The organism is Streptomyces montanisoli, from assembly GCF_017813245.1.
Classification (GTDB): domain Bacteria; phylum Actinomycetota; class Actinomycetes; order Streptomycetales; family Streptomycetaceae; genus Streptomyces; species Streptomyces montanisoli.
In genome coordinates this window covers 35,391-55,688 of sequence record NZ_JAGIQL010000028.1, presented here as the reverse complement: position 1 = coordinate 55,688, position 20,298 = coordinate 35,391, and the positions used below count along the sequence as shown (strand labels likewise).

The window sequence follows — 20,298 nt, the reverse complement described above, 5'->3', positions numbered from 1 at the left end:
CGGCACGCCCGTGCCGTCCGCGGCGAGCCCCGCCGCGAGCGCCGGTCCGACCAGGTCCCAGGAACCGGTCATCGAACCGCCGACGACGAGCGCGTCCGCGCCGAAGCGGCGCAGCCAGGGCGCGAGGGTACGCCCCAGCGCACCGAAGGCGCCGTTCAGCACGCGGTTCGCCGCCGCCTCGCCCTCCCTGGCCGCGGCGGCGATCTCGCGCACGTCGAGGCGGCGCCCGCGAGCGTGCTCGTAAGCGGCCATCAGGGCGCGCCGCGAGACGGTGTCCTCCAGCGGCCTGCCTTGGTGGCTGAGCAGGTCGGCGCGTCCTTGCGGGGGCACGGCCGGGCCGCTGGTGACGGCCGCGCCGTCGCGCAGGAACGCGGATCCGACGCCGGTCCCGAGGGTGACGGCGGCGAGCGCCGAGCTCCCGCGCCCCGCGCCCTCGGCCCATTCGCCGCGGGCGAAGGCCTCGGCGTCGTTGAGGAAGGCGGCGCCCGTGCACCGGGGGAGTCCTGACCGCAGCAGGGCGCCGAGGTCGAGACCGTCCAGCGCGTCGAACTTGCCGACGCCGTGGTAGCGGGCGATGCCGCGGCCGTAGTCGAAGGGACCGGGCAGCGCGACACCCCAGCGGGCCGGCGGCAGCGGCGGCAGCGCACGCCCCGCGCGCAGCAGGGTGGCGGTGATCGCGTCGGCCGTGCCGTCCCCGTCGAGCGGTTCGCGGTGTGCCGCGACCACCTCGGCGGGCCCGTGGCCGATCCGCACCAGCGCGGCCGTCACATGGGTGCCCCCGATCTCCAGGACCGGGACCGTGACCCCGTCCAGGCCCGGCCGGTCCGTGCGCCCGCCGCTCACTTCACGAACGCCTTGACGACCAGGCTCCCGGCCTCGCCGAGCCCCGTCACCGTGTACGCGCCGGCCGCCGCCGGGATCACGAGCGTCTCGGCGTACCCGACCCGGTGTGCGTCGCCGGCCTCGGTGCGTACCAGCACGCCGTCCCCCTCCACCACGTTGATGACGTGGAAGCGCCCCTCCGTGCTGTCGGGCGCGGTGGCACGCGCGTCGACCGCCAGCCGGTGGACGACGAAGAACATCTCGGGCAGCTGCCCGAGCACCTCTTCCGTCCAGCCCTCGCCCTTGCGGAGCATCCGTGGGGACTGTACGAGGTCGCGGGCGACGGCGTCACCGGTGCGTTCGGTGTCGAGGTTGCGGAAGGCGTGCTCCACGTGGACGGCGCGCTGCCGGTCCTCGGCGTCGCGGCGCAGCCAGTCGTAGAACCGCAGCGAGTACAGGTACGGGGTGGCGCTGACCTCCAGCACGACGTTGCCGGCGCCGCTGCCGTGCGGGGTGCCGCCGGGGATGAGGAAGAGCTGGTGCGGGGTGGCGGGGAAGGTCTGCACGAACCGGTCGATCGGGAAGGGGGTGCCGCCGGCGTCCGCCTCGTGGGCGCGGTGGTGGAACTCGTCCACGTCGGCGTCGCCGCGCAGGCCGAGGAAGACGGTGTTCTGCTCGCTGCCCACCATCAGGTAGTAGGTCTCGTGCTGGGTGTAGGGCCAGCCGAAGACGTCCTTCATGTAGTCCGGTCGCGGGTGGCAGTGGACCGACAGGTTGCCGCCGCCCGCGGTGTCGAGGTAGTCGAACCTGATCGGGAAGGAGGTGCCGAACATGTCGTGCACGCCTTCGCCCAGGACGAGTTCGGGGTGCAGGGAGACGAGGAGCTGGAACGGCACCTCGACCTGCGGCGAGTGGCCGCCCGCACGCTCGCCCTCGCGGGCGCTGTCCCGGTCGTCCAGGCCGTCGCCGCCGATCAGGACGCCGGACTCGGGCGCGATCAGCTCGTAGCCGAGCGCGGTGTTCGGGCCCTCGGGCTTGAAGCCGAGCTCCTGGCGGCCCCACTGGCCGCCCCACGGCGTGGTGTTGAAGGTCGGCCGGGTGCGGAACGGGCGGCGGGCGAGACGCGCGGCCGTCGCCCGAAGTGCGGCGCCGTCGAGCGAGGCGGGGGCGGCCGGGTCCTGGAGGTCGAGCCAGCGGTCGATCCGTCCGGCCAGGGCGTCGCGGTGCCGGTCGAGAACCGGCCAGTCGATGTAGAACAGCCGCCGGGTGCCGGCCGCGCCGTCGGACGGCCGCTGCCCGAGGTTGGTAACGGTACCTGCCGTGACCGCCGCCTCGGCATAGCGTTTGGGCAGGTCCGCGTACCAGAGCGCGTCGTGCTCGACGAGGGCCGCGCCGGGACCGTACACGACGATCAGCCCCTCGGCCTGCGGCACGGACGGCAGCGAGGCGAAGAAGTCGGCGAGTGACGCCTGCGACAGCGCGGCGAAGTGCGGGTCGCCGGCGAGCGGCCCCGACTCGGTACGGGCCTGTATCTCCTGCCAGGGCGCCAGGTGCGGGCGCATGTCGACCGTGGCGAGGCCGGGCCGTGCGGCCGTCAGGGACGCGCGCACGCCGTCCCAGTCCAGCGCCCAGGGGCCGTCGACGGCCACCACCCGGGTCTCGGTGGGCAGTTCGGCCAGGGCCGCGGGCCAGCCGCGCAGTACCGGCGCCCCGACGGCGTCGTAGCGCGGGTTGGGCTGGTAGGGCAGGCCACTGCCGTCGTGGTGCACGGGGACACCTTTCGTCGTTCGCGTCGCTTGTTCTCCGAGGCGTCCGGCGTCGTGTCACCGGCTTCGGTATCGGTACCATATCGCGCCGCCCCTGGATGTCCATGGTGTCTTCGCTCCAAGTGCCACTCAACGAGGAAGTTTCACATTTCCGTGGAACGAAGCCTTGTCACCTCCCGTTGGTACCGTTACCTTCAAGTCGGCCGTGCACCCGGCAACCGTTTCCGGCCAGGGGAGCACACGACGGAAGGACAGGCCGATGCAACCTGGCCGCGTTGATCACGGGACAGAGCCCCCGGACCCGAAGGGCCCCACAGGCGGTCCCACCCGACGGCGGCTGCTCGCCGGGCTCGGCGGCCTCACGGCCGCGGCCGCGCTGGCGGGCTGCGCCCGCGGCAGCTCCACCACGAGCGTGCCGGGCGCCGCCAACCTCTACAACGACAACGCCACCTGGTCGGACGGGTACGAGAAGGCCGGTGCGGTGCTCAAGCGGGTGTGCGGCTTCGACCTGCGCCCGCTCTCGAACGCCTCCACGACCTCGTACCAGGAGGTGGTGCAGACCTCGGTGCAGACCAGCCGGGCCGCCGATGTCGTCAAGTGGGCGTCCGGCTACCCGCTCTACTCGCTGGCCCGCTCGGGCGGCCTCACCGGGCTCGGCGCGGCGTGGGACGACGCGGTGGGGCACGGCTGGGTCTCGCCCCAGCTGAAGCCGGCGGTCACCTTCGACGGCACGGTCTACGGCATCCCGCTGTACCAGTCGTCGTACGTGTTCTTCTACGCCAAGCCGGTCTTCGACAAGTACGGGCTGCGCGAGCCCGCCACCTGGGACGAGTTCACGCACAACGCCGAAGTGCTGAAGAAGAACGGCGTGACGCCCTTCCTCGCCACCCAGAACGGGGTCTGGCCCGCCTTCGAGTGGTTCGAGGAACTGGTCAGCAAGCTCGACCCGGACTTCTACACCCGGCTGGTCAACGGCAAGGCCAAGTACACCGACGACACGGCCGTGGAGGCCATGACCATCTGGCGCGACTTCTACGCCAAGGGCTGGATGACCTCGCCCGACTTCGACGGCGCCAACGGGCCCGCGCAGATGAAGGCGGGCAAGCTGGCGATGTTCCTGCACGGCAGCTGGGAGTCGGCCGCCATCGCGGCGGCGGGCCTGAAACCGGACGTCGACTACGGCGCGTTCATCATGCCGACGGTGCACTCAGGCACCAAGCGGTCCGTGATCACCGAGTCGGGCGTCTTCGCCGTGCCGAAGCGTGCGGCGAACCACGACGGCGGCATGGCCGTCGTCTCCCACTGGCTCGACCCGCGGGTGCAGCGCGTGTGGTCGGACTTCCTCCAGGACAGTTCGGCCAACCCCACCGTGCCGGCCGGCAACCCGGTGATCGAGGCCGTGCAGCAGGACATCACGCGCAACCGGCGGACGCTGCTGACCCGCTACAACGAGGCCAGCCCGCCCAACCTCATCCAGGGGAACATCCTCGACCTGGGCAATTTCATGATCCACCCCACTCAGATCCGCTCGACGCTCGCCTCGATGCAGAAGCGCGCGGACGAGGAGTGGGACATCTGGCGGAAGGGCGGCTCATGAGTGTGACGACCGATCCGGTCCGGGGCCGGCGGGGACTGCCGCACGCGCGCCCTGAGCGGCCCACGGCTCCCCGGCGCGGGCCAGGGGCGCCGTGGCGGGAGCGGCTGATGTCGGGCGGCTTCCTGCTGCCGGCCGTGATCCTGGTGGCGGTGGTGCTGATCGCGCCCTTCTGCTACACGCTCTACCGCAGCCTCTTCAGCGACTACACCCACTCCACCTTCAACGACTTCGCCAACTACGGCGCGTTCTTCACCGACCCCAACCTGCTGCGGTCGCTGGAGAACACGCTGATGTGGGTCGGCGGCGCGATCGTCCTGCCCACCGGGATGGGCCTGCTGATCGCGATGCTCACCAACGCCACCCGGTGGAGCCGCGCGGCCCGGCTGGCCGTGACGATCCCGTACGCGATCTCCGGCTCGGCGGTCGCCGTGGTGTGGAACTTCATGCTCACGAGCGACGGAGCGGTCAACGGCGCGCTCAAGGGCCTCGGCCTCGGCGGCCTCGCGGGCAACTGGCTGCTCGACTGGCCGGGCAACACCATCGTGATGATCATCGCCAGCTCGTGGCAGGCCACCGGCGTCGCGGTCATCCTCTTCATGGTCGGCCTGCAGGGCGTCCCGCCGGAGACCCTGGAGGCCGCCGCGCTGGACGGCGCGGGCCCCTGGGCCAGGTTCCGCCACGTCGTCTTCCCGCAGCTGCGTCCCGTGTCGATCATCGTCATCGGGATGAGCCTCGTGAACGGGCTCAAGGCGTTCGACCTGATCTTCGTCCTCACCCAGGGCGGCCCAGGACGTGCCACCGAGACCCTGGCCGTGTCGATGTACCAGGAGACGTTCCTCTTCCTGCGGCCGGGCGCGGGCGCCGCCATCGCCGTGCTGCTGACGATCATCGTGCTGCTGGCGTCCTGGACGTACCTGCGCCGCCAGCTGCCGACCCAGGGCAAGGTGTGACATGAGCAGAATCGTCCGTAACTGCGTGGTCGTCCTCGTGGCGCTGCTGTGGTTCGTGCCCACCTATCTGCTGCTGGTCAACGGCGTGACCTCGGTGAGCGGCTACTCGGGCAGCCCCAACTGGTACCCGAACAGCTTCGGCCTGTTCGCCAACATCGAGGCGGCCTGGAAGACGGCGAACCTCGGCCCGGCCATGGCCAACAGCCTCTACTACTCGGCGGTGAGCTCGGCGTGCGCCGTGCTGCTGGCCTCGCTCGCCGCCTTCGCGGCCGCGATCATGCCGGTCAGGCGCCGCGCGCTGTGGTTCTGGCTCATCTACGGCGGCACCCTGCTGCCGCTCCAGGTGTTCCTGCGGCCGCTCTTCCTCGCCTACGCCAACACCGGCCTGTACGACACCCAGGCCGGCATGGTCGTCATCTACGTGGCCATCGCCATCCCGTTCGCCTTCTTCGTCCTGCGCAACTTCGCTGTCACCCTGCCGCCCGAGGTGATCGAGGCGGCCCGGCTCGACGGGGCGTCCTGGTGGCGGCTGTTCCGCAGCGTCTACGTGCCGCTGTCGAAGTCCGCGATGGTCGCGGCCTTCGTCTTCCAGTTCGTCGCCGTCTGGAACGACCTGCTCTTCGGCATCACGCTCGCCACCAGCCGCAACATCCGGCCGATCATGGCCGCGCTCGCCGATCTGCAGGGCAACTACTCCAACGTGGGCCCGCCGGTGGTGCTGGCCGGCGCGCTGGTCGTGTCGCTGCCCACCGTGATCATCTTCTTCCTCTCCCAGCGGTTCTTCGTCTCCAGCCTCAAACTCAACGTCTGACAGGGAGCCCCGCCATGGCGAAAGCCCGCACCATCCGCCGCGCCGGCCTGCTGCTGACCGCGCTGGCCACCACCGCGGCCGGCCTCCTCTCGGCGCCCGCCGCCCAGGCCGCGGGCTCCCGGCCCGCCGACTGGGCGGCCCGCGCCGAGACGAGCTACCGCGCGCTCCAGCACGAGCTCTACCTCGGCCCCACGGGCCACGGCCTGTACCGCGAGTCCACCCCCGCCGCGCCGGGCGGCAACCCGTACTCGTACCTGTGGGAGTTCCGCGAGGCCACGCAGGCCACCCTGTACGTGCGCGGCATCCCGCACGACGCGGGCCGGTACGGCAAGGACGTCGCCGACCGGTTCGCCGCCCTGCGGCAGTACGCCTCGACCGACCCCGCGCACCCCGGCTACGACTCCTACCTGCCGGCACCGCTCGGCACCGGCGGCGACCTCTTCTTCGACGACAACGCCGTGGTCGGCCTCTCGTACCTCACCGGCTACCGGGCCGGCGGCGGCCACGCGATGCTGGACGGCGCGCGCGCCGCGTTCACCACCGACCTGCGTGCCTGGGACGACGACCCCGCCAAGGAGTGCCCCGGCGGCATGCACTGGGTGGAGAGCAGCGCCAACACCATGCGGGCCGCCAACGTGACCGGCCTGTTCGCGCAGCTGTCCGCCGGGCTCTACCAGATCACCCACCAGCCGCGGTACCTCGACTGGGCACGGCGCGCCTACGACTGGAACCGCGACTGCCTGCGGCAGGCTCCGGGCCTCTACCAGAACGACCGCGACGACGACGGCAGCGTCAACACCACCCTGTGGACGTACAACTCGGGCGCCATGATCGGCACCGCGACCGAGCTGTACCGTGCCACCGGCGACCGCCACTACCTCGACCAGGCCGTCGAGGACGCCGACGGGGCACTGGCGTACTGGACGGCGGACGACCGGCTGTACAACCAGCCCGCCGTCTTCAACTCCTTCCTCTTCCAGGACCTGCTGCTGCTCGACTCCCAGCACCACGACCCGCGCTACCGCGCCGCCCTGAGCACCTACGCCGAACGGCTGTGGGCCGACAACCGCGACCCGGCCACCGGCCTGTTCCACTTCCAGGCGAGCAACGGCGGCGCGCCCGACCCGGCCCAGCCGGTGGGCACGCTCAACCAGGCCGCCGCCGTCCAGCTCCTCTCCCTGCTGGCCTGGGACCCCGACGACTACGACCGCACCAGCTGAGCCACCCCGAGGAACACGCATCAGATGAGCGACCGCCACACCCGCCCCTCCTGGTGGGACTCCACCATCGCCCGCGACGCGCTGCGCGAGGGCGCCGTCACCCACGTGCACCGGCACGGCGCGACGACCGTCAGGCTGTCCCTTGAACCGCTGCTGCGCCGCACGCCGGCGGGCGGCCTCACCCAGTCGGTGCGCGTCGCCGTCGAGCCGTTCCCGCGGCGGCCGATCCGCTCCGCCGCGGTGCGCATCGCCGGCGGCGCGCCGATCGACTGCGAGGTGGCCGATGGCCCCGCGGGATCGGTACGCGTGCTCGTGCCCGCCGTCGACGAGGAGGTGGACGCCACCCTCGACCTGCCCGAACTCGACCTGCCCGAACCGGTGAAGCTGCGCCTGCGCCCGCAGCGCCGCTGGACGGTGCACCTGGTGCAGCACGCGCACCTGGACATCGGCTACACGGACCCGCAGGGCACGGTGCTGGCCGAGGGCCGCGCCTCCCTCGACACCGTCCTCGACCTGATACGGGCCACCGACGACTGGCCGGAGCACGCCAGGTACCGCTGGTCGGTCGAGGGGCTCAGCACCTTCACCGACTGGGCGGCGCACCGTCCGCCGAGCCGGGTCGCCGAGTTCGTCCGCCGGGTGCGGGAGAGCCGCATCGAGCTGACGGCGATGCCGTTCAACCTGCACAGCGAGACGTGCTCGGTGGACGAGCTGCACGAACTGCTGCGGGACGCGGTCGACGTCAGGAAGCGCTACGGCGTCCCCCTGAGCACGGCCATGCAGACCGACGTTCCGGGGCAGGTCACCGGCCTGCAGGACGCGCTGGCCGATCACGGCTTCGGCCGGCTGTCCGTCGCGCACAACTGGGCCGGACGTGCTGCACCGCACCTCGTCGGCGGCGCGCGGCTGCCGCGGCTGTTCCGCTGGCGCACCGCCGACGGCCGCTCGGTACTCGTCTGGCGCACCGACACCCCGCAGGGCCTCGCCTACATGGAGGGCTCGATCATCGGCTTCGACGAGTCGCACGCGGCCGTCGACGACCTGTTCCCCGCCTACCTGACCGCACTGGCCGAGCGGCCGGTGCCGCACCGGGGCAAGGGCGTCCCCGGCTTCCCGATCCTCGACGCCGCCTACGAGGCCGACCCCTACCCTTGGGACGTCCTGCACCTGCGGGTGCTCGGCACGTTCGCCGACAACGGGCCGCCGCGCCTGGTCGCGGCCGAGACCGTGCGCCGGTGGAACGAGACCTGGGCCTACCCGCAACTGCGGATCTCCCGGCACGAGGACTTCTTCGCCGACGCCGAACAGCGGCTGGGCGACAGGCTCGAGACGTTCGAGGGCGACTGGTCGGACTGGTGGGTCGACGGCGTAGGCGCGGGCGCCGCGCCGCTCGCCATGAACCGCACCGCGCAGTCCGCGCTCGCGGACGCCCGGACCCTGGACGCCCTCGCCGGCCTGCGGGGCGCCGAGGGCGAGGCCGCGGGCGCCACCGAGATCGGCGACGTCTACCGGGCGGTGTCCCTCTTCAACGAGCACACCTGGGGGGCAGGCGACCCGTGGACGTACGGCTGCCGCGCCCACCAGTCGGGCGAGCAGCAGTGGCACTGGAAGTACGGGCAGGCGGTACGCGCGCACGACGGGGCGCTCGCCCTGCTGGAGCGGGCGTCGCACCGGCTGGGCAGTGCGCTGCCGCGGGCGCACGGCGCACGGGCGAGCTTCCACGTCGTCAACACCCGCAGCCGGGTACGGACCGACGTCGTGCGGTTCTTCCTGCCGGAGAGCGTGCTGCCGCTCGACGTGCCCGCACGGGTCGCGGACGGCCGCACCGGCCGCGCCCTGCCCGTCGCCGAGGAGAAGCAGACCAACCCGCTGCACCGGTCCGCCGGACGCTTCCTGCACGTCACGGTCGCGGACGTGCCGCCCCTCGGCACGGTACGGCTCGACGTCTTCCCGGCGGACAGGCGCCAGGAGCCGGTGCCGCACGACAGCCCGGTGCTGGAGAACGAGTTCCTCGCCGTACGCGTCGACCTGCGCCAAAGCCGCGTCGCGTCCGTCGTCGACAAGGCGACCGGCACCGAACTCGTCAACACCGAGGCGGTGTTCGGCTTCAACGGCTACGTCTACGACCAGTACGCGACGGCCGGCGGATTCAACCACCAGTCGAGCAAGACGGTGGCCGACGACTCCATGCACCTGCTCGCGGGCCGCGAAGTCGCCCCGGCCGCCGTGCTGGTGGAGCGCACCTCGTCGGCCGTGGCCGAGACCCTCGTCTACGAGTGCGTGCCGCCCGGCGCCGCCAGGCTGCGCACCACCCTCACCCTGGCGCACGGGGTGGCACGCCTCGACATCGCCAACCACCTCGTCAAACCCGCCACCATGACCAAGGAGAGCGCCTTCTTCGCCTTCCCCTTCGCGCTCGCGGACCCCGTGGTGCGTACGGAGGCGAGCGGTGGCGTGGCCGGCACGGACCTGCCGCTCGTCCCGGGATCCGCCCGGCACATGAGGGCGATACGCCGCTGGGCCACACTGACCGCCGGCCCCACCGCCGTCGGCTGGGCCACCCACGACGCGCCCCTCGTGCAGCACGGCAACATCGCCGTCCCGTACGTGCCGTACCCGCCGTCGGTGCCGGGGCAGGAGCCGGGCACCCTGTACTCCTGGGTGCACAACAACATCTGGGACACCAACTTCCCCAGCGAGCAGGCGTTCGAGCAGACCTTCCGCTACAGCGTCGCCGTCCGCGGGGACGGCGACCCGGCGCAGCCCGCGGCGCTCGGCATGCGGACGGCCGAGCCCAGCCACCCGCTGCACGCTGTCCGTGCGTACGGTCCGCCCGGCGGCGCGCCCGCCGCGTCGCTGGTGGCCGTGGACCGTCCGGACGTACGGGTGGCCGGGCTGTCGGCCGAGGGGACCGGCACGTTCCTGATCCGGCTGCAGTCCTTCGCCGACGAGCCGGTGACCGCGGGCCTGCGTCTCGGCCTGCCGTACACCACCGCGCTCGCCTGCTCCTACCTCGGCGAGAACGCCGCTCCCCTCGCGCCCGAGCCGGACGGCTCGCTGCGGGTGCGCGTTCCCACGCGCGGGACGGCGGCCCTGCTGGTGACGGCCGCCGGCTGAGTGACGGCCGCCGGCTGAGCCGCGGCGAGCGGCACACCACGACCGGCGGCGCGGCGAAGGGACCGCGCCCTACGCGCGGCCCGCGCCGCCGGTCACGACGTCCGCGTGCAGCAGCAGCCACTCCTCGACCTGGTCGGCGCTCGACGCGCCGGTCAGGACGTCGAGGGCGTACCCGTCCTCCAGCGCGACGAACCCGCGCGCCAGCACCGCGGGCGGCGCCACGAGCCGGAAGTCGCCGCTGCCGGCGCCCCGTTCGAGCACGCCCTGGTAGAGCGCGGCCTGCCGGGCGATGAAGACCGCGTTCTGCGCCGCCGCCGTCTCGTCCCGCAGCACGACCGGGGTGAGCTCGTACAGCAGGCGGCTCGTCTCCTCCGTCGGCCCCGGCCGCGGGACGCCCGACCTGACGCAGGCGCGCAGCTGCTCGGGCACCGACTCGGCGCGCGCCACGTGGTCCTCGCGGCGCAGGCAGTACTGCGCGTAGCCCCGCTCGTACACGGCGGCGAGCAGCTCCGTGACGTCCGGGTAGTAGTAGAGGACGGCGGCCGCGGTGAGCCCGGCCTCCTGGGCTATGTCGCGCAGGCGGGCCCCGGTGGAGCCGTGGCGCAGGACGGCGCGCGCGGCGGCGTCCATGAGCTGGAGCCTCCGCTCGACCTGGTTCTTCTGCCGCGGCATGGACCGATGATCCCATGAGCCCCGCACGGCGCCGTGGGCCGGTGCGGCGCCCGGCCGGCCCGGCAGGCCCCGCGTGGCCCGGCCCGCCCACGTCTTTTCGGGCCCTCCGAACCATTGACGGCCGGACATACGTTAAATAAATTTCGTTTAACGAATAGCGCCGCGGGCTGTCCGCGGGTCCGTCCGATTGGCCAGATACGCATGTCAAGAGCTCTTCCCCTCGCGCTCGTCCAGGCTCCGGCCCACGCCCCGGGCGACCTGACCGCCTTCACCGCCGAGGTGGAGGCGCTGACGCGCAGCCACCCCGTCGTCCGCCTGCTCGTCTTTCCCGAGCTGCACCTGTGCGCGACGGACGGGCCCGACGCGGCCGAGCCGCTGGACGGGCCGTGCGACAAGGCCCTGCGGGAGCTCGCCGGCGACCTCGGCGTCTGGCTGGCGCCCGGCAGCGTGTACGAGCGCGGCGAGGACGGGCGCGTGTACAACACGGCCGTCGTCTACTCGCCCGAAGGGCGCCGCGCCGCCCAGTACCGCAAGGTCTTCCCCTGGCGGCCGTACGAGACGACCGCGCCGGGGGACCGGTTCGTCGTCTTCGACATGGCGGAGTACGGCCGGGTCGGCCTCTCGGTCTGCTACGACGCGTGGTTCCCCGAGGTCACCCGCCACCTCGCGTGGATGGGCGCCGAGCTCGTACTCAACGTGGTGCGCACGCCGACAGCGGACCGCGAGCAGGAGCTGGTGCTCGCCCGCGCCAACGCCATCGTCAACCAGGTCTTCGTCGCGAGCGTCAACGCGGCCCCGCCGCACGGCATCGGCCGCAGCCTGCTCGTGGATCCGCAGGGCCGGGTGCGCGCCGAATCCGGCGGCGATCCGCGCGCGGTACTCAGCGACGTCATCGACCTGGACGAGGTCGACCGCGTACGCACCTACGGCACGGCCGCGCTGAACCGGGTCTGGGACCAGTTCGGCGAGACCGACGTCGCACTCGAACTGCCGCTGTACGGGGGCCGGATCGACCCGGCCACCTGGCGGCGCGCGGGAAAGGGAGGCAGGCCCTGATGGCGCGAGAACGCACGGCGGCAGAACGCACGGCGGCAGAACACGCGGCGGCACCGCGCACACCGGCACTCGCGGCCAGGCTCGGCCTGCTCTCGGTCGTGCTCTTCGGCGTCGCCTACATGTCGCCGTCGATCGTGATGACCACCTTCGGTGTCATCTCCTCCACCAGCGGCGGCGCCGCGCCCACCGCCTACGTCGTGGCGACCGTCGCCATGCTCATCACGGCGCTGAGCTACGGGAAGATGGCGCGGATCCTGCCCGCGTCCGGATCCGCGTACACCTACGCACGGGAGATGATCGACTCCCGGGTCGGCTTCCTGGTCGGCTGGGCGATCCTGCTCGACTACTTCTTCCTGCCCATGGTGGCCTGGCTGATCCAATCCCTCTACCTGAACGCCCAGTTCCCCGCGGTCCCCGTATGGGGCTGGCTGATCGCGAACATCGTCGTGACCACCGGCATCAACATCCTCGGCACGGTACTCGCCGACCGCGTCAACAAGGTGCTGATGGGGCTGACGGTCGCGGGCATCGCCGCCTTCGTCGTCATGTGCCTGCACCACCTCGGCGGCGGCTCGGCGGGCAGCGCCGCGGCACCGCTGTGGAGCGGGCACGTCACCGTCGGCGCCGTCTCAGCGGCCGCCGCCATCGCCGCCTACTCGTTCCTCGGCTTCGACGCGGTGTCCACCCTGAGCGAGGAGACCGTCGACGCCGGGCGCACCATCCCGCGCGGCATCGTGCTGACGGTCCTGGCGGGCGGCCTCGTCTTCGTCGTCGTCGCGTACGTGATGCAGTGGGTGCACCCCGGCGGCCACTTCGCGGACGAGTCGACCGCCTCCTACACGATGTCGGTGCTCGTCGGCGGCCGCACGTTCGCCGACGTGGTCAACGTCGTCGTGCTGATCGGCGGTTTCGCCTCCGGCCTCGCCATCCAGGCGAGCACCAGCCGCCTGATGTACGTCATGGGGCGCGACGGGGTGCTGCCGCGCCGGTTCTTCGGCCGGCTGCACGCGCGGCTGAAGACCCCGGTGCTCAACCTGCTGCTGGTGGGCGCCGCGGCGTTCATCGCGCTGAGCCTGTCGCTGGCGACGGCCACGTCGTTCATCAACTTCGGCGCGTTCACCGCGTTCACCATGGTCAACGTCTGCGTCGTCGCCCACTTCGTGCGCAACCGCGGCACCGGTGCCGGGCTCCCGTTGTTCGGGCACGTGGTGCTGCCCGTGCTCGGCGCCGCCGTCGACGTCTACCTCCTCACGCAGCTCAGCTCCACGGCCATCTGGCTGGGAGCGGGCTGGCTGGCCCTCGGGATCGTGTACCTGGTCGCGCTGACCCGCGGCTTCCGGAGGCCGCCGCCCGCGATGAACCTCGCGGAGTAGCCGCACCGCCCGGCCGGGGGCCGCCTCGCAGCACCACCCGGCCGTGGCCGTCTCGTAGCACCGCCGCGTCAATGCCCTTGCCACAGCGGTCGGTTCCTTTTTATAGTCAGGGTGACTATTAAGGAGGCGGTCATGAGCGTCTCGGGCATACTCGCGCCCCTTCAGCACCCCCTGGTGACCGTGCTCGGCACCACCGTGAGCTGGACCGAGGTCCTCGGCTTCGGCAGCGGCGCGCTGTGCGTGTGGCTCGTCGCCCGCCAGCACCTCGCCAACTGGCCGGTCGGCATCGCCAACAACCTCTTCTACCTCCTGCTGTTCGCGCAGACCGGCCTGTACGCCGACGCGGGCCTCCAGATCGTCTTCATCGTCCTCGCCGCGTACGGCTGGTGGGTCTGGGCCCACGGGGGTGGCCCGGAATCCGCCGGCGACCTGCCGGTGCGCCGCAGCACGCGTGCCGAATGGGCGCTGCTGTGCGCGGCGGGGACGGTGGGGACCGCGGCGCTCACGCTGCTGCTCGGCCGGTTCACCGACTCGACCGTCCCCTTCTGGGACGCGCTGACCACGGCGCTCTCGCTGGCCGCCACCTACGGCCAGTGCCGCAAGCTGCTCGAGTCCTGGTGGCTGTGGATCGCCGCCGACCTCGTCTACGTGCCGCTGTACGCGTACAAGGGCCTGTACCTCACCTCACTGCTCTACGTGGGGTTCGTCGCCCTGTGCGTCACGGGGCTGCGCGGCTGGCGCCGCGACCTCGCGGCCGCCGGCGCCGCCGTACGGCCCCGGCAGGGGGCGCCGGCGTGAGCCACGTCCCGTATCCGCACGGCCTGGTCCTCGGCAAGTTCTACCCGCCGCACGCGGGCCACCACTACCTGGTGCGGACCGCGCGCGCCCGCTGCGCCCGGCTCACCGTGCTCGTGTGCGCCGCGTCCGTCGAGTCGGTGCCGCTCGCGGACCGCGTCGCCTGGATGCGCGAGACGCACCCGGACGCCACCGTCGTGGGCGCCGTGGACGACGTGCCGATGGACCTGCACGACCCAGCCGTCTGGGACGCGCACATGGCCGTGTTCCGGGCCGCCGTGCCCGGGCCCGTCGACGCCGTCTTCACGTCCGAGCCGTACGGCGGCGAGCTGGCCCGCCGCTTCGGCGCGGTGTCCGAGCAGGTCGACCCCGAGCGCCTGACCCACCCCGTCTCGGGCACGGCGGTACGCGCCGACCCGGCCGGCCGCTGGGACTTCCTCGCGCCGCCCGTGCGCGCCGCCCTCGCCCGCCGCGTCGTGGTCGTCGGCGCCGAGTCCACCGGCACCACCACGCTCGCCCGCGACCTCGCCGCCCACTACCGGCGGCGCGGCGGCGTGTGGGCGCGCACCCGGTGCGTACCCGAGTACGGGCGCGAGCTCAGCGCGCACAAGCTCGCCGCCCTGCGCGCCGCGCGGCCCGGCGCGCACTGGAGCGACGTCGCCTTCACCAGCGACGAGTTCCCGCTGATCGCCGAGCGGCAGAACGCGGCCGAGGAAGCGGCCGCGCGCACCGGATCGCCGCTCCTCGTCTGCGACACGGACTCCTTCGCCACCACCGTCTGGCACGAGCGCTACCTCGGCACGCGCAACCCCGCGGTCGAGGCGGTCGCGGACCGCGCCACGCACCACCTGTGGCTGCTCACCGACCACCGCGGCGTGCCGTTCGAGGACGACGGACTGCGCGACGGGGAACACCTCAGACCGTGGATGACGGACCGCTTCCGCGCGGAACTCACCCGCATGGGAAGGACGTTCCGCCTCATGCACGGGTCCCGCACGGCGCGCCTCGCGGCCGCCGTCACCGCCGTCGACGAACTGCTCGGCCGCGGCTGGGACTTCGCACCACCCCTGCCGGAGAAGCGTTGAACACACCACCCGAGCACGTACCACGGGACCACACGCCATCGCAGCTGAATGCACCGCCCCGCGCGGGGCACGTCGCGCCCGAGGGTTACGACCCGGGCGCGTTCGAGCCGTTCGCCGTCACCGTCGACCTCGCCGTGTTCACGGTGCGCGACGCGCTCCTGCACGTCCTGCTCGTCCAGCGCGGCGAGGAGCCGTACCGGGGCCGCTGGGCGCTGCCCGGCGGGTTCCTGCGCCCCCGCGAGTCCGCCGAGGCGGCCGCGCGGCGCGAGCTCGCCGAGGAGACCGGGCTCGGCGGCGGCACCGCGGGCGCGCTCCACCTCGAACAGCTGGCGACCTACAGCGACCCCGGCCGTGACCCGCGGATGCGCGTCGTCTCCGTCGCCTACGCGGCGCTCGTGCCCGACCTGCCGGAGCCCCGCGGCGGCGGCGACGCCGCACGCGCCGGCTGGACGCCGCTCGCGCAGGCGCGGCGCCTCGCCTTCGACCACGACCGCATCCTCGCCGACGCCCACGACCGCGTCGGCGCCAAGCTGGAGTACACCGGACTCGCCACCGCGTTCTGCCCGCCCGAGTTCACCCTCGGCGAGCTCCAGCAGGTGTACGAGACCGTCTGGGGCGTCGCCCTCGACCGGCCCAACTTCCGCCGCAAGGTCCTCGCGACACCCGAGTTCGTCACCCCCGCGCGAGGCGGCAGGCGCAGGACGGGCGGCCGCGGCAAACCCGCCGTCCTCTACCGGGCGGGCGACGCCGCCGCGCTCCACCCACCACTGCTGCGACCGGAAGGACCCACCCCGTGACACCGACAGGAACACCGACGAGACAGGCCGCGACGGGCGCGCTGACCGGGCTCGCCCTCGGCGACGCACTCGGCTTCCCCACCGAGTTCAGCAGCGTCCCGGCGATCCTCGCGAAGTGCGGCCCCTGGCGCGAGATGAAGCTGCCGGACCCCGCCTTCGTCACCGACGACACCCAGATGGCGCTCGCGTTCGCCAGGGCGCTGCGCGCGAGCACGGAAGGCGGCAGCCTCGACCCCGAACGGCTCGCGAAGGAGACCGGCGACGCCTACGTCAGCTGGTACCGCGACCCCGAGAACAACCGCGCGCCCGGCAACACCTGCCTGAGCGCCTGCGCCGTACTCGAACACCTCGACCGGCCGCGCGAACCGTGGCAGCGGGCCGCCCGCATGGAGTCCAAGGGGTGCGGCGCGAACATGCGCGTTGCACCGATCGGTCTCGTGCCAGGACTGAGCCAGGAGCAGCGGGCGGGCGCCGCGCAGCAGCAGTCCGCCCTCACCCACGGCCACCCCACGGCGCTCGCCGCCAGTGACCTGACCGCGCACGCCGTCCGCCTGCTCGCGGACGGCGCCGACCCGGCCGGCCTCGTCGGGCGGCTGCGCTCCTACGCCTGGGAGAACCGCACCCGCTACCACCACGACTGGCTGGGCGGCCTGTGGGAACAGGCAGGCGACGCCACCCCCGGCGAGTTCATCGCCCGCGGCTGGGACGACTGCCTCGCCGCGCTCGACCGGCTGCGCGACGCCCTCAGCACCCCCTCGCCCGAGACCGACCCCTGCCTCACCACAGGTGACGGCTGGATCGCGGAGGAGGCGCTGGCCACGGCGCTGCAGTGCTTCCTGCTCTTCCCCGGCGAACCCGTCACCGCCCTGCGCAGGGCGGCCTGCACCCGCGGCGACTCCGACTCCATAGCCTGCCTCGCCGGGGCCTTCGCGGGCGCCCACCTCGGCCCGGGGGTTTGGCCGGCCGCCTGGGCGGAGCGCATCGAGTACCGCACCGAACTGCTGTCCTTCGGGGCGCTCTGGGACGCCTGAGCCGTCCGGTGGGACAACAGCCTCCGCGTGCCCGCCGCGTCTCCGCCCGTCTCGCAGGGCGAGAGGCGATGTCCGGCGGGCGGTCACGGACACTACGCTGAAAGGGAGGCAGACGATCACTGAGGAGCGCGTTGTGGCGGTACGAGCGGTTCGTGGAGCGGTACAGCTTGAGCAGGACGAAGCCGGACACATGGCCGACCAGGTCAAACAGCTGCTCACGGCGATCCTCGACCGCAACGGCCTGACCGCGGACGACCTGATCAGCATCTGGTTCACCGCCACCCCCGACCTGCACAGCGACTTCCCCGCGGTCGCCGCGCGCGAGCTCGGCATCGTCGACGTGCCGCTGATCTGCGCCCAGGAGCTGGACATCGCGGGCGCCATGCCCCGCGTCGTGCGGATCCTCGCCCACATCGAGTCCGACCGCTCCAAGGCCGACCTCTCGCACGTCTACCTCGGCGCCGCCGCGAGCCTGCGCAAGGACATCGCGCAGTGAGAACCGCCCTCGTCATCGGGACGGGCCTCATCGGCACCTCGGTCGGGCTCGCGCTCGCCGCCCGCGGTGTCGCCGTCCACCTCTCCGATCACGACCCGGGCACCGCGCGCACGGCCGCCGCGCTCGGCGCCGGCACCGAGGAGCCGCCCGAAGGGCCCGTCGACCTCGCCGTCGTCGCCGTACCGCCCGCGCACGTCGCCGCCACGGTGGCAGGCGCGATCCGCGCGGGCCTCGCCCGCGCCTGCATCGACGTCGCCAGCGTCAAGAGCGGGCCGCGCCGCGAGCTCGAAGCGCTCGGCGCCGACCTCGGCTCGTACCTCGGCACGCACCCGATGGCGGGCAAGGAGCGCTCCGGGCCGCTCGCCGCCACCGCCGACCTCTTCGAGGGACGCCCCTGGGTGCTGACGCCCGGCAAGGGCACCGACACCGAGGCGCTCAACCTCGCGCTGGAACTCGTCTCGCTCTGCCGCGCCGTCCCCGTCGTGATGGACGCCGAGGCGCACGACCGCGCCGTGGCGCTCGTCTCGCACACCCCGCAGCTCATGTCCTCCCTGGTCGCCGCGCGCCTGCGGGGCGCGGAGGAGTCCGCCGTACGCCTGTGCGGGCAGGGCGTACGCGACGTCACCAGGATCGCGGCCTCCGACCCCGGCATGTGGATCGACATCCTCACCGCCAACCCGGGCCCCGTCGCCGACGTGCTCGCGGACGTCGCCGTCGACCTCGGGGAGGCCGTGCAGGCGCTGCGGGCGCTCGAGTCCTGCGACGACGACAAGCGGCAGGGCGGCGTACGCGCCGTCGAGGACCTGCTGCGCCGCGGCAACGCGGGCCGCAGCCGGGTGCCGGGCAAGCACGGCGCGGCGCCCGCCGCCTACGAGATCGTCGCCGTGCTCGTCACCGACCGCCCCGGCGAGCTGGCGCGGATCTTCGCGGACGCGGGCGCCGCCGGCGTCAACGTCGAGGACGTCTCGATCGAGCACGCGACCGACCAGCAGGCGGGCCTCGTGCAGCTCATGGTGGAGCCGTCGGCGGCCCCGGTGCTCAGCGCCGCGCTCCGCGAACGCGGCTGGTCCATCCGGCAGTGATCACGCGGCGCCGGCCGCGTCCGTACGGCGGCGCGGCGGCACTGTGCCGAACGAGTGCATCGCCCGCGCCGGGTACTCGGTAACCTCTACGGAGGAACTCGACGCGCGGGACACGTGTGTGCCGCGCCGCCGCTGTACACACCGTGCGTACCCCGCGCCACCCAGGAAGGTGCCCGCCCCCGTGGAAACCGCCGCAACTGCCGCCACCACCGCCCCCGCCACCGGGCCGGCGGTGATCGTCGCCATCGACGGTCCCTCGGGCACCGGCAAGTCGAGCACGTCCAAGGCCGTCGCGGCGAGGCTCGGCATGAGCTTCCTCGACACCGGCGCCCAGTACCGTGCCATGACCTGGTGGATGATCAGCAACGGCATCGACGTGACGGACACCGCGGCCGTCGCCACGGCCGCGCACAAGCCCGTCATCGACTCGGGCACCGACCCCGCGGCCCCCTCCATCACCGTGGACGGCGCGGACGCGTCAGGGCCGATCCGCACCCCCGAGGTCACCGCGAAGGTCAGCGCCGTCAGCGCCGTGCCCGAAGTGCGCGCGGTCATCACACGGCTGCAGCGCTCGATCGCCGCGGCCGCGCCCCACGGCATCGTCGCCGAGGGCCGCGACATCGGCACGACGGTGCTGCCCGACGCGGACGTCAAGGTGTTCCTCACCGCGTCGGCCGAGGCGCGCGCCGCACGCCGCAGCGGCGAGCTCGGGTCCACCGCCACCGCGGACGTCGCCGCCACCAGGGAAGCGCTGATCAAGCGGGACGCGGCCGACTCGGGACGCAAGACCTCACCGCTCGCGAAGGCCGGCGACGCGACCGAGATCGACACCACGGACCTCACGCTGGTCCAGGTCATCGACCGCATCGTCGCCCTCGTCGAGGAGAAACGAGCCGCGAAGTGAGCACATCAGGCACCTCGCGCGAGCGGCGGAACAGCGCGTCGGAGCGCGGCGCGGCCTTCGGCCGCGGCCTCGGCATCGGGCTGATCAACACACTGTGGAACGCGCGCGTCCTCGGCTCCTGGCGCGTGCCGGCGCAGGGCCCCGTGATCCTCGCCGTCAACCACTCGCACAACGTCGACGGGCCCATGCTGATGGGGCTCGCACCGCGGCCCGTGCACTTCCTCATAAAGAAGGAGGCGTTCGCGGGCCCGCTCGGCACGTTCCTGCGCTCCATAGGCCAGCTGAGCGTCGACCGCGAGGCAGTCGACCGCTCGGCCGTCACGGACGCGCTCGGCGTGCTCGCCGAGGGCAAGGTGCTGGGGATATTCCCCGAGGGCACCAGGGCAGGGGGCGGCGACTTCGGAGCGCTGCGCGCGGGACTCACGTACTTCGCGGTACGGTCCGGGGCGCCGGTCGTGCCCGTCGCCGTGCTGGGAAGCGCGGAGCGGCCCGGACGGTTGATACGGGAGCTGCCGGCGCTGCGCAGCCGTGTCGACATCGTCTTCGGCGACCCCTTCGAGGTGCCGTCGGGGCGGCGCACGCGCGCGGCGCTCGACGACGCCACCGTGCGGGTGCAGGAGCGGCTCACCAGCCACCTGAAGACCGCCCGGCAGCTCACCGGCCGGTAGAGGGCGCCGGGCACGCGCCGCGCACCCGGCGCGGCCGCACACACTTCACCCGGTGG

Annotated in this window: 18 protein-coding genes; 15 read left to right on the top strand and 3 right to left on the bottom strand. The window is 73.1% G+C overall.

From position 1 onward, the window contains the following. Nucleotides 1-843, bottom strand: an 843-nt coding sequence (locus tag JFN87_RS09895) for an ROK family protein (protein ID WP_209339571.1), incomplete at its 3' end; no start/stop codon positions are given. Next, complete coding sequence (locus tag JFN87_RS09890; protein WP_307865380.1) at nt 840-2,591, bottom strand: class I mannose-6-phosphate isomerase; 1,752 nt, start codon at nt 2,589-2,591, stop codon at nt 840-842. The genes JFN87_RS09895 and JFN87_RS09890, both read right to left, overlap by 4 nt. A 256-nt stretch (nt 2,592-2,847) precedes the next feature. Here JFN87_RS09890 and JFN87_RS09885 point away from each other — a divergent pair, with 256 nt between their 5' ends. The 5 genes from JFN87_RS09885 (at nt 2,848) to JFN87_RS09865 (ending at nt 10,283) form a co-directional block, all read left to right on the top strand. Next, on the top strand, nt 2,848-4,185 hold the full coding sequence (locus JFN87_RS09885; RefSeq protein WP_209339570.1) for an ABC transporter substrate-binding protein: 1,338 nt from the start codon (nt 2,848-2,850) through the stop codon (nt 4,183-4,185). Between the two features lie 107 nt (nt 4,186-4,292). Continuing rightward, nucleotides 4,293-5,135 (top strand): carbohydrate ABC transporter permease, encoded by an 843-nt coding sequence (locus JFN87_RS09880; RefSeq protein ID WP_245179077.1) that lies wholly within the window; start codon nt 4,293-4,295, stop codon nt 5,133-5,135. A 1-nt stretch (nt 5,136) separates the two neighbouring features. Further along, entirely contained in the window at nt 5,137-5,946 is an 810-nt protein-coding gene (locus JFN87_RS09875; RefSeq protein ID WP_209339568.1) for a carbohydrate ABC transporter permease, read from the top strand. Nucleotides 5,947-5,960: 14 nt separating this feature from the next. Then, nucleotides 5,961-7,166, top strand: a complete 1,206-nt coding sequence (locus JFN87_RS09870) for a glycoside hydrolase family 76 protein (protein ID WP_209339567.1) — start codon at nt 5,961-5,963, stop codon at nt 7,164-7,166. A gap of 24 nt (nt 7,167-7,190) precedes the next feature. Continuing rightward, nucleotides 7,191-10,283: a glycoside hydrolase family 38 N-terminal domain-containing protein gene (locus tag JFN87_RS09865; protein ID WP_209339566.1), complete on the top strand. Its 3,093-nt coding sequence runs from the start codon at nt 7,191-7,193 to the stop codon at nt 10,281-10,283. Between the two features lie 69 nt (nt 10,284-10,352). On the opposite strand, the gene JFN87_RS09860 is transcribed toward JFN87_RS09865, so the two are convergent. Then, nucleotides 10,353-10,955 (bottom strand): TetR/AcrR family transcriptional regulator, encoded by a 603-nt coding sequence (locus JFN87_RS09860; protein WP_209339565.1) that lies wholly within the window; start codon nt 10,953-10,955, stop codon nt 10,353-10,355. Nucleotides 10,956-11,156: 201 nt separating this feature from the next. Between JFN87_RS09860 and JFN87_RS09855 the strand changes: the two genes are divergently transcribed. From JFN87_RS09855 to JFN87_RS09810, 10 genes are all read left to right on the top strand, one after another. Next, nucleotides 11,157-12,011 (top strand): carbon-nitrogen hydrolase family protein, encoded by an 855-nt coding sequence (locus JFN87_RS09855; protein WP_209339564.1) that lies wholly within the window; start codon nt 11,157-11,159, stop codon nt 12,009-12,011. Further along, the gene (locus JFN87_RS09850; protein ID WP_209339563.1) at nt 12,011-13,384 is read left to right on the top strand and encodes an APC family permease; all 1,374 of its coding nucleotides are present in this window, start codon (nt 12,011-12,013) and stop codon (nt 13,382-13,384) included. The genes JFN87_RS09855 and JFN87_RS09850 overlap by 1 nt, the downstream gene beginning before the upstream one ends. Before the next feature lie 132 nt (nt 13,385-13,516). Next, nucleotides 13,517-14,182, top strand: coding sequence for a nicotinamide riboside transporter PnuC (gene pnuC, locus JFN87_RS09845; protein WP_209339562.1), 666 nt, complete (start codon nt 13,517-13,519; stop codon nt 14,180-14,182). Further along, on the top strand, nt 14,179-15,264 hold the full coding sequence (locus tag JFN87_RS09840; RefSeq protein ID WP_209339561.1) for an AAA family ATPase: 1,086 nt from the start codon (nt 14,179-14,181) through the stop codon (nt 15,262-15,264). The genes pnuC and JFN87_RS09840 overlap by 4 nt, the downstream gene beginning before the upstream one ends. A gap of 44 nt (nt 15,265-15,308) precedes the next feature. Next, on the top strand, nt 15,309-16,061 hold the full coding sequence (locus JFN87_RS09835; RefSeq protein WP_209339575.1) for an NUDIX hydrolase: 753 nt from the start codon (nt 15,309-15,311) through the stop codon (nt 16,059-16,061). Continuing rightward, entirely contained in the window at nt 16,058-17,092 is a 1,035-nt protein-coding gene (locus JFN87_RS09830; RefSeq protein WP_209339560.1) for an ADP-ribosylglycohydrolase family protein, read from the top strand. Before JFN87_RS09835 ends, JFN87_RS09830 begins: the two co-directional genes overlap by 4 nt. 133 nt (nt 17,093-17,225) lie before the next feature. Continuing rightward, entirely contained in the window at nt 17,226-17,588 is a 363-nt protein-coding gene (aroH, locus tag JFN87_RS09825; protein WP_209339559.1) for a chorismate mutase, read from the top strand. Next, a complete protein-coding gene (locus JFN87_RS09820; RefSeq protein ID WP_209339558.1) occupies nt 17,585-18,670 on the top strand; it encodes a prephenate dehydrogenase in 1,086 nt (361 codons plus the stop codon). Before aroH ends, JFN87_RS09820 begins: the two co-directional genes overlap by 4 nt. A 169-nt stretch (nt 18,671-18,839) precedes the next feature. Next, nucleotides 18,840-19,574 (top strand): (d)CMP kinase, encoded by a 735-nt coding sequence (gene cmk, locus JFN87_RS09815; protein ID WP_209339557.1) that lies wholly within the window; start codon nt 18,840-18,842, stop codon nt 19,572-19,574. After that, nucleotides 19,571-20,242 carry a lysophospholipid acyltransferase family protein gene (locus JFN87_RS09810; RefSeq protein WP_209339556.1) on the top strand — a complete coding sequence of 224 codons (672 nt, stop codon included), beginning with the start codon at nt 19,571-19,573 and terminating at the stop codon, nt 20,240-20,242. The genes cmk and JFN87_RS09810 overlap by 4 nt, the downstream gene beginning before the upstream one ends. Nucleotides 20,243-20,298 lie beyond the last annotated feature (56 nt).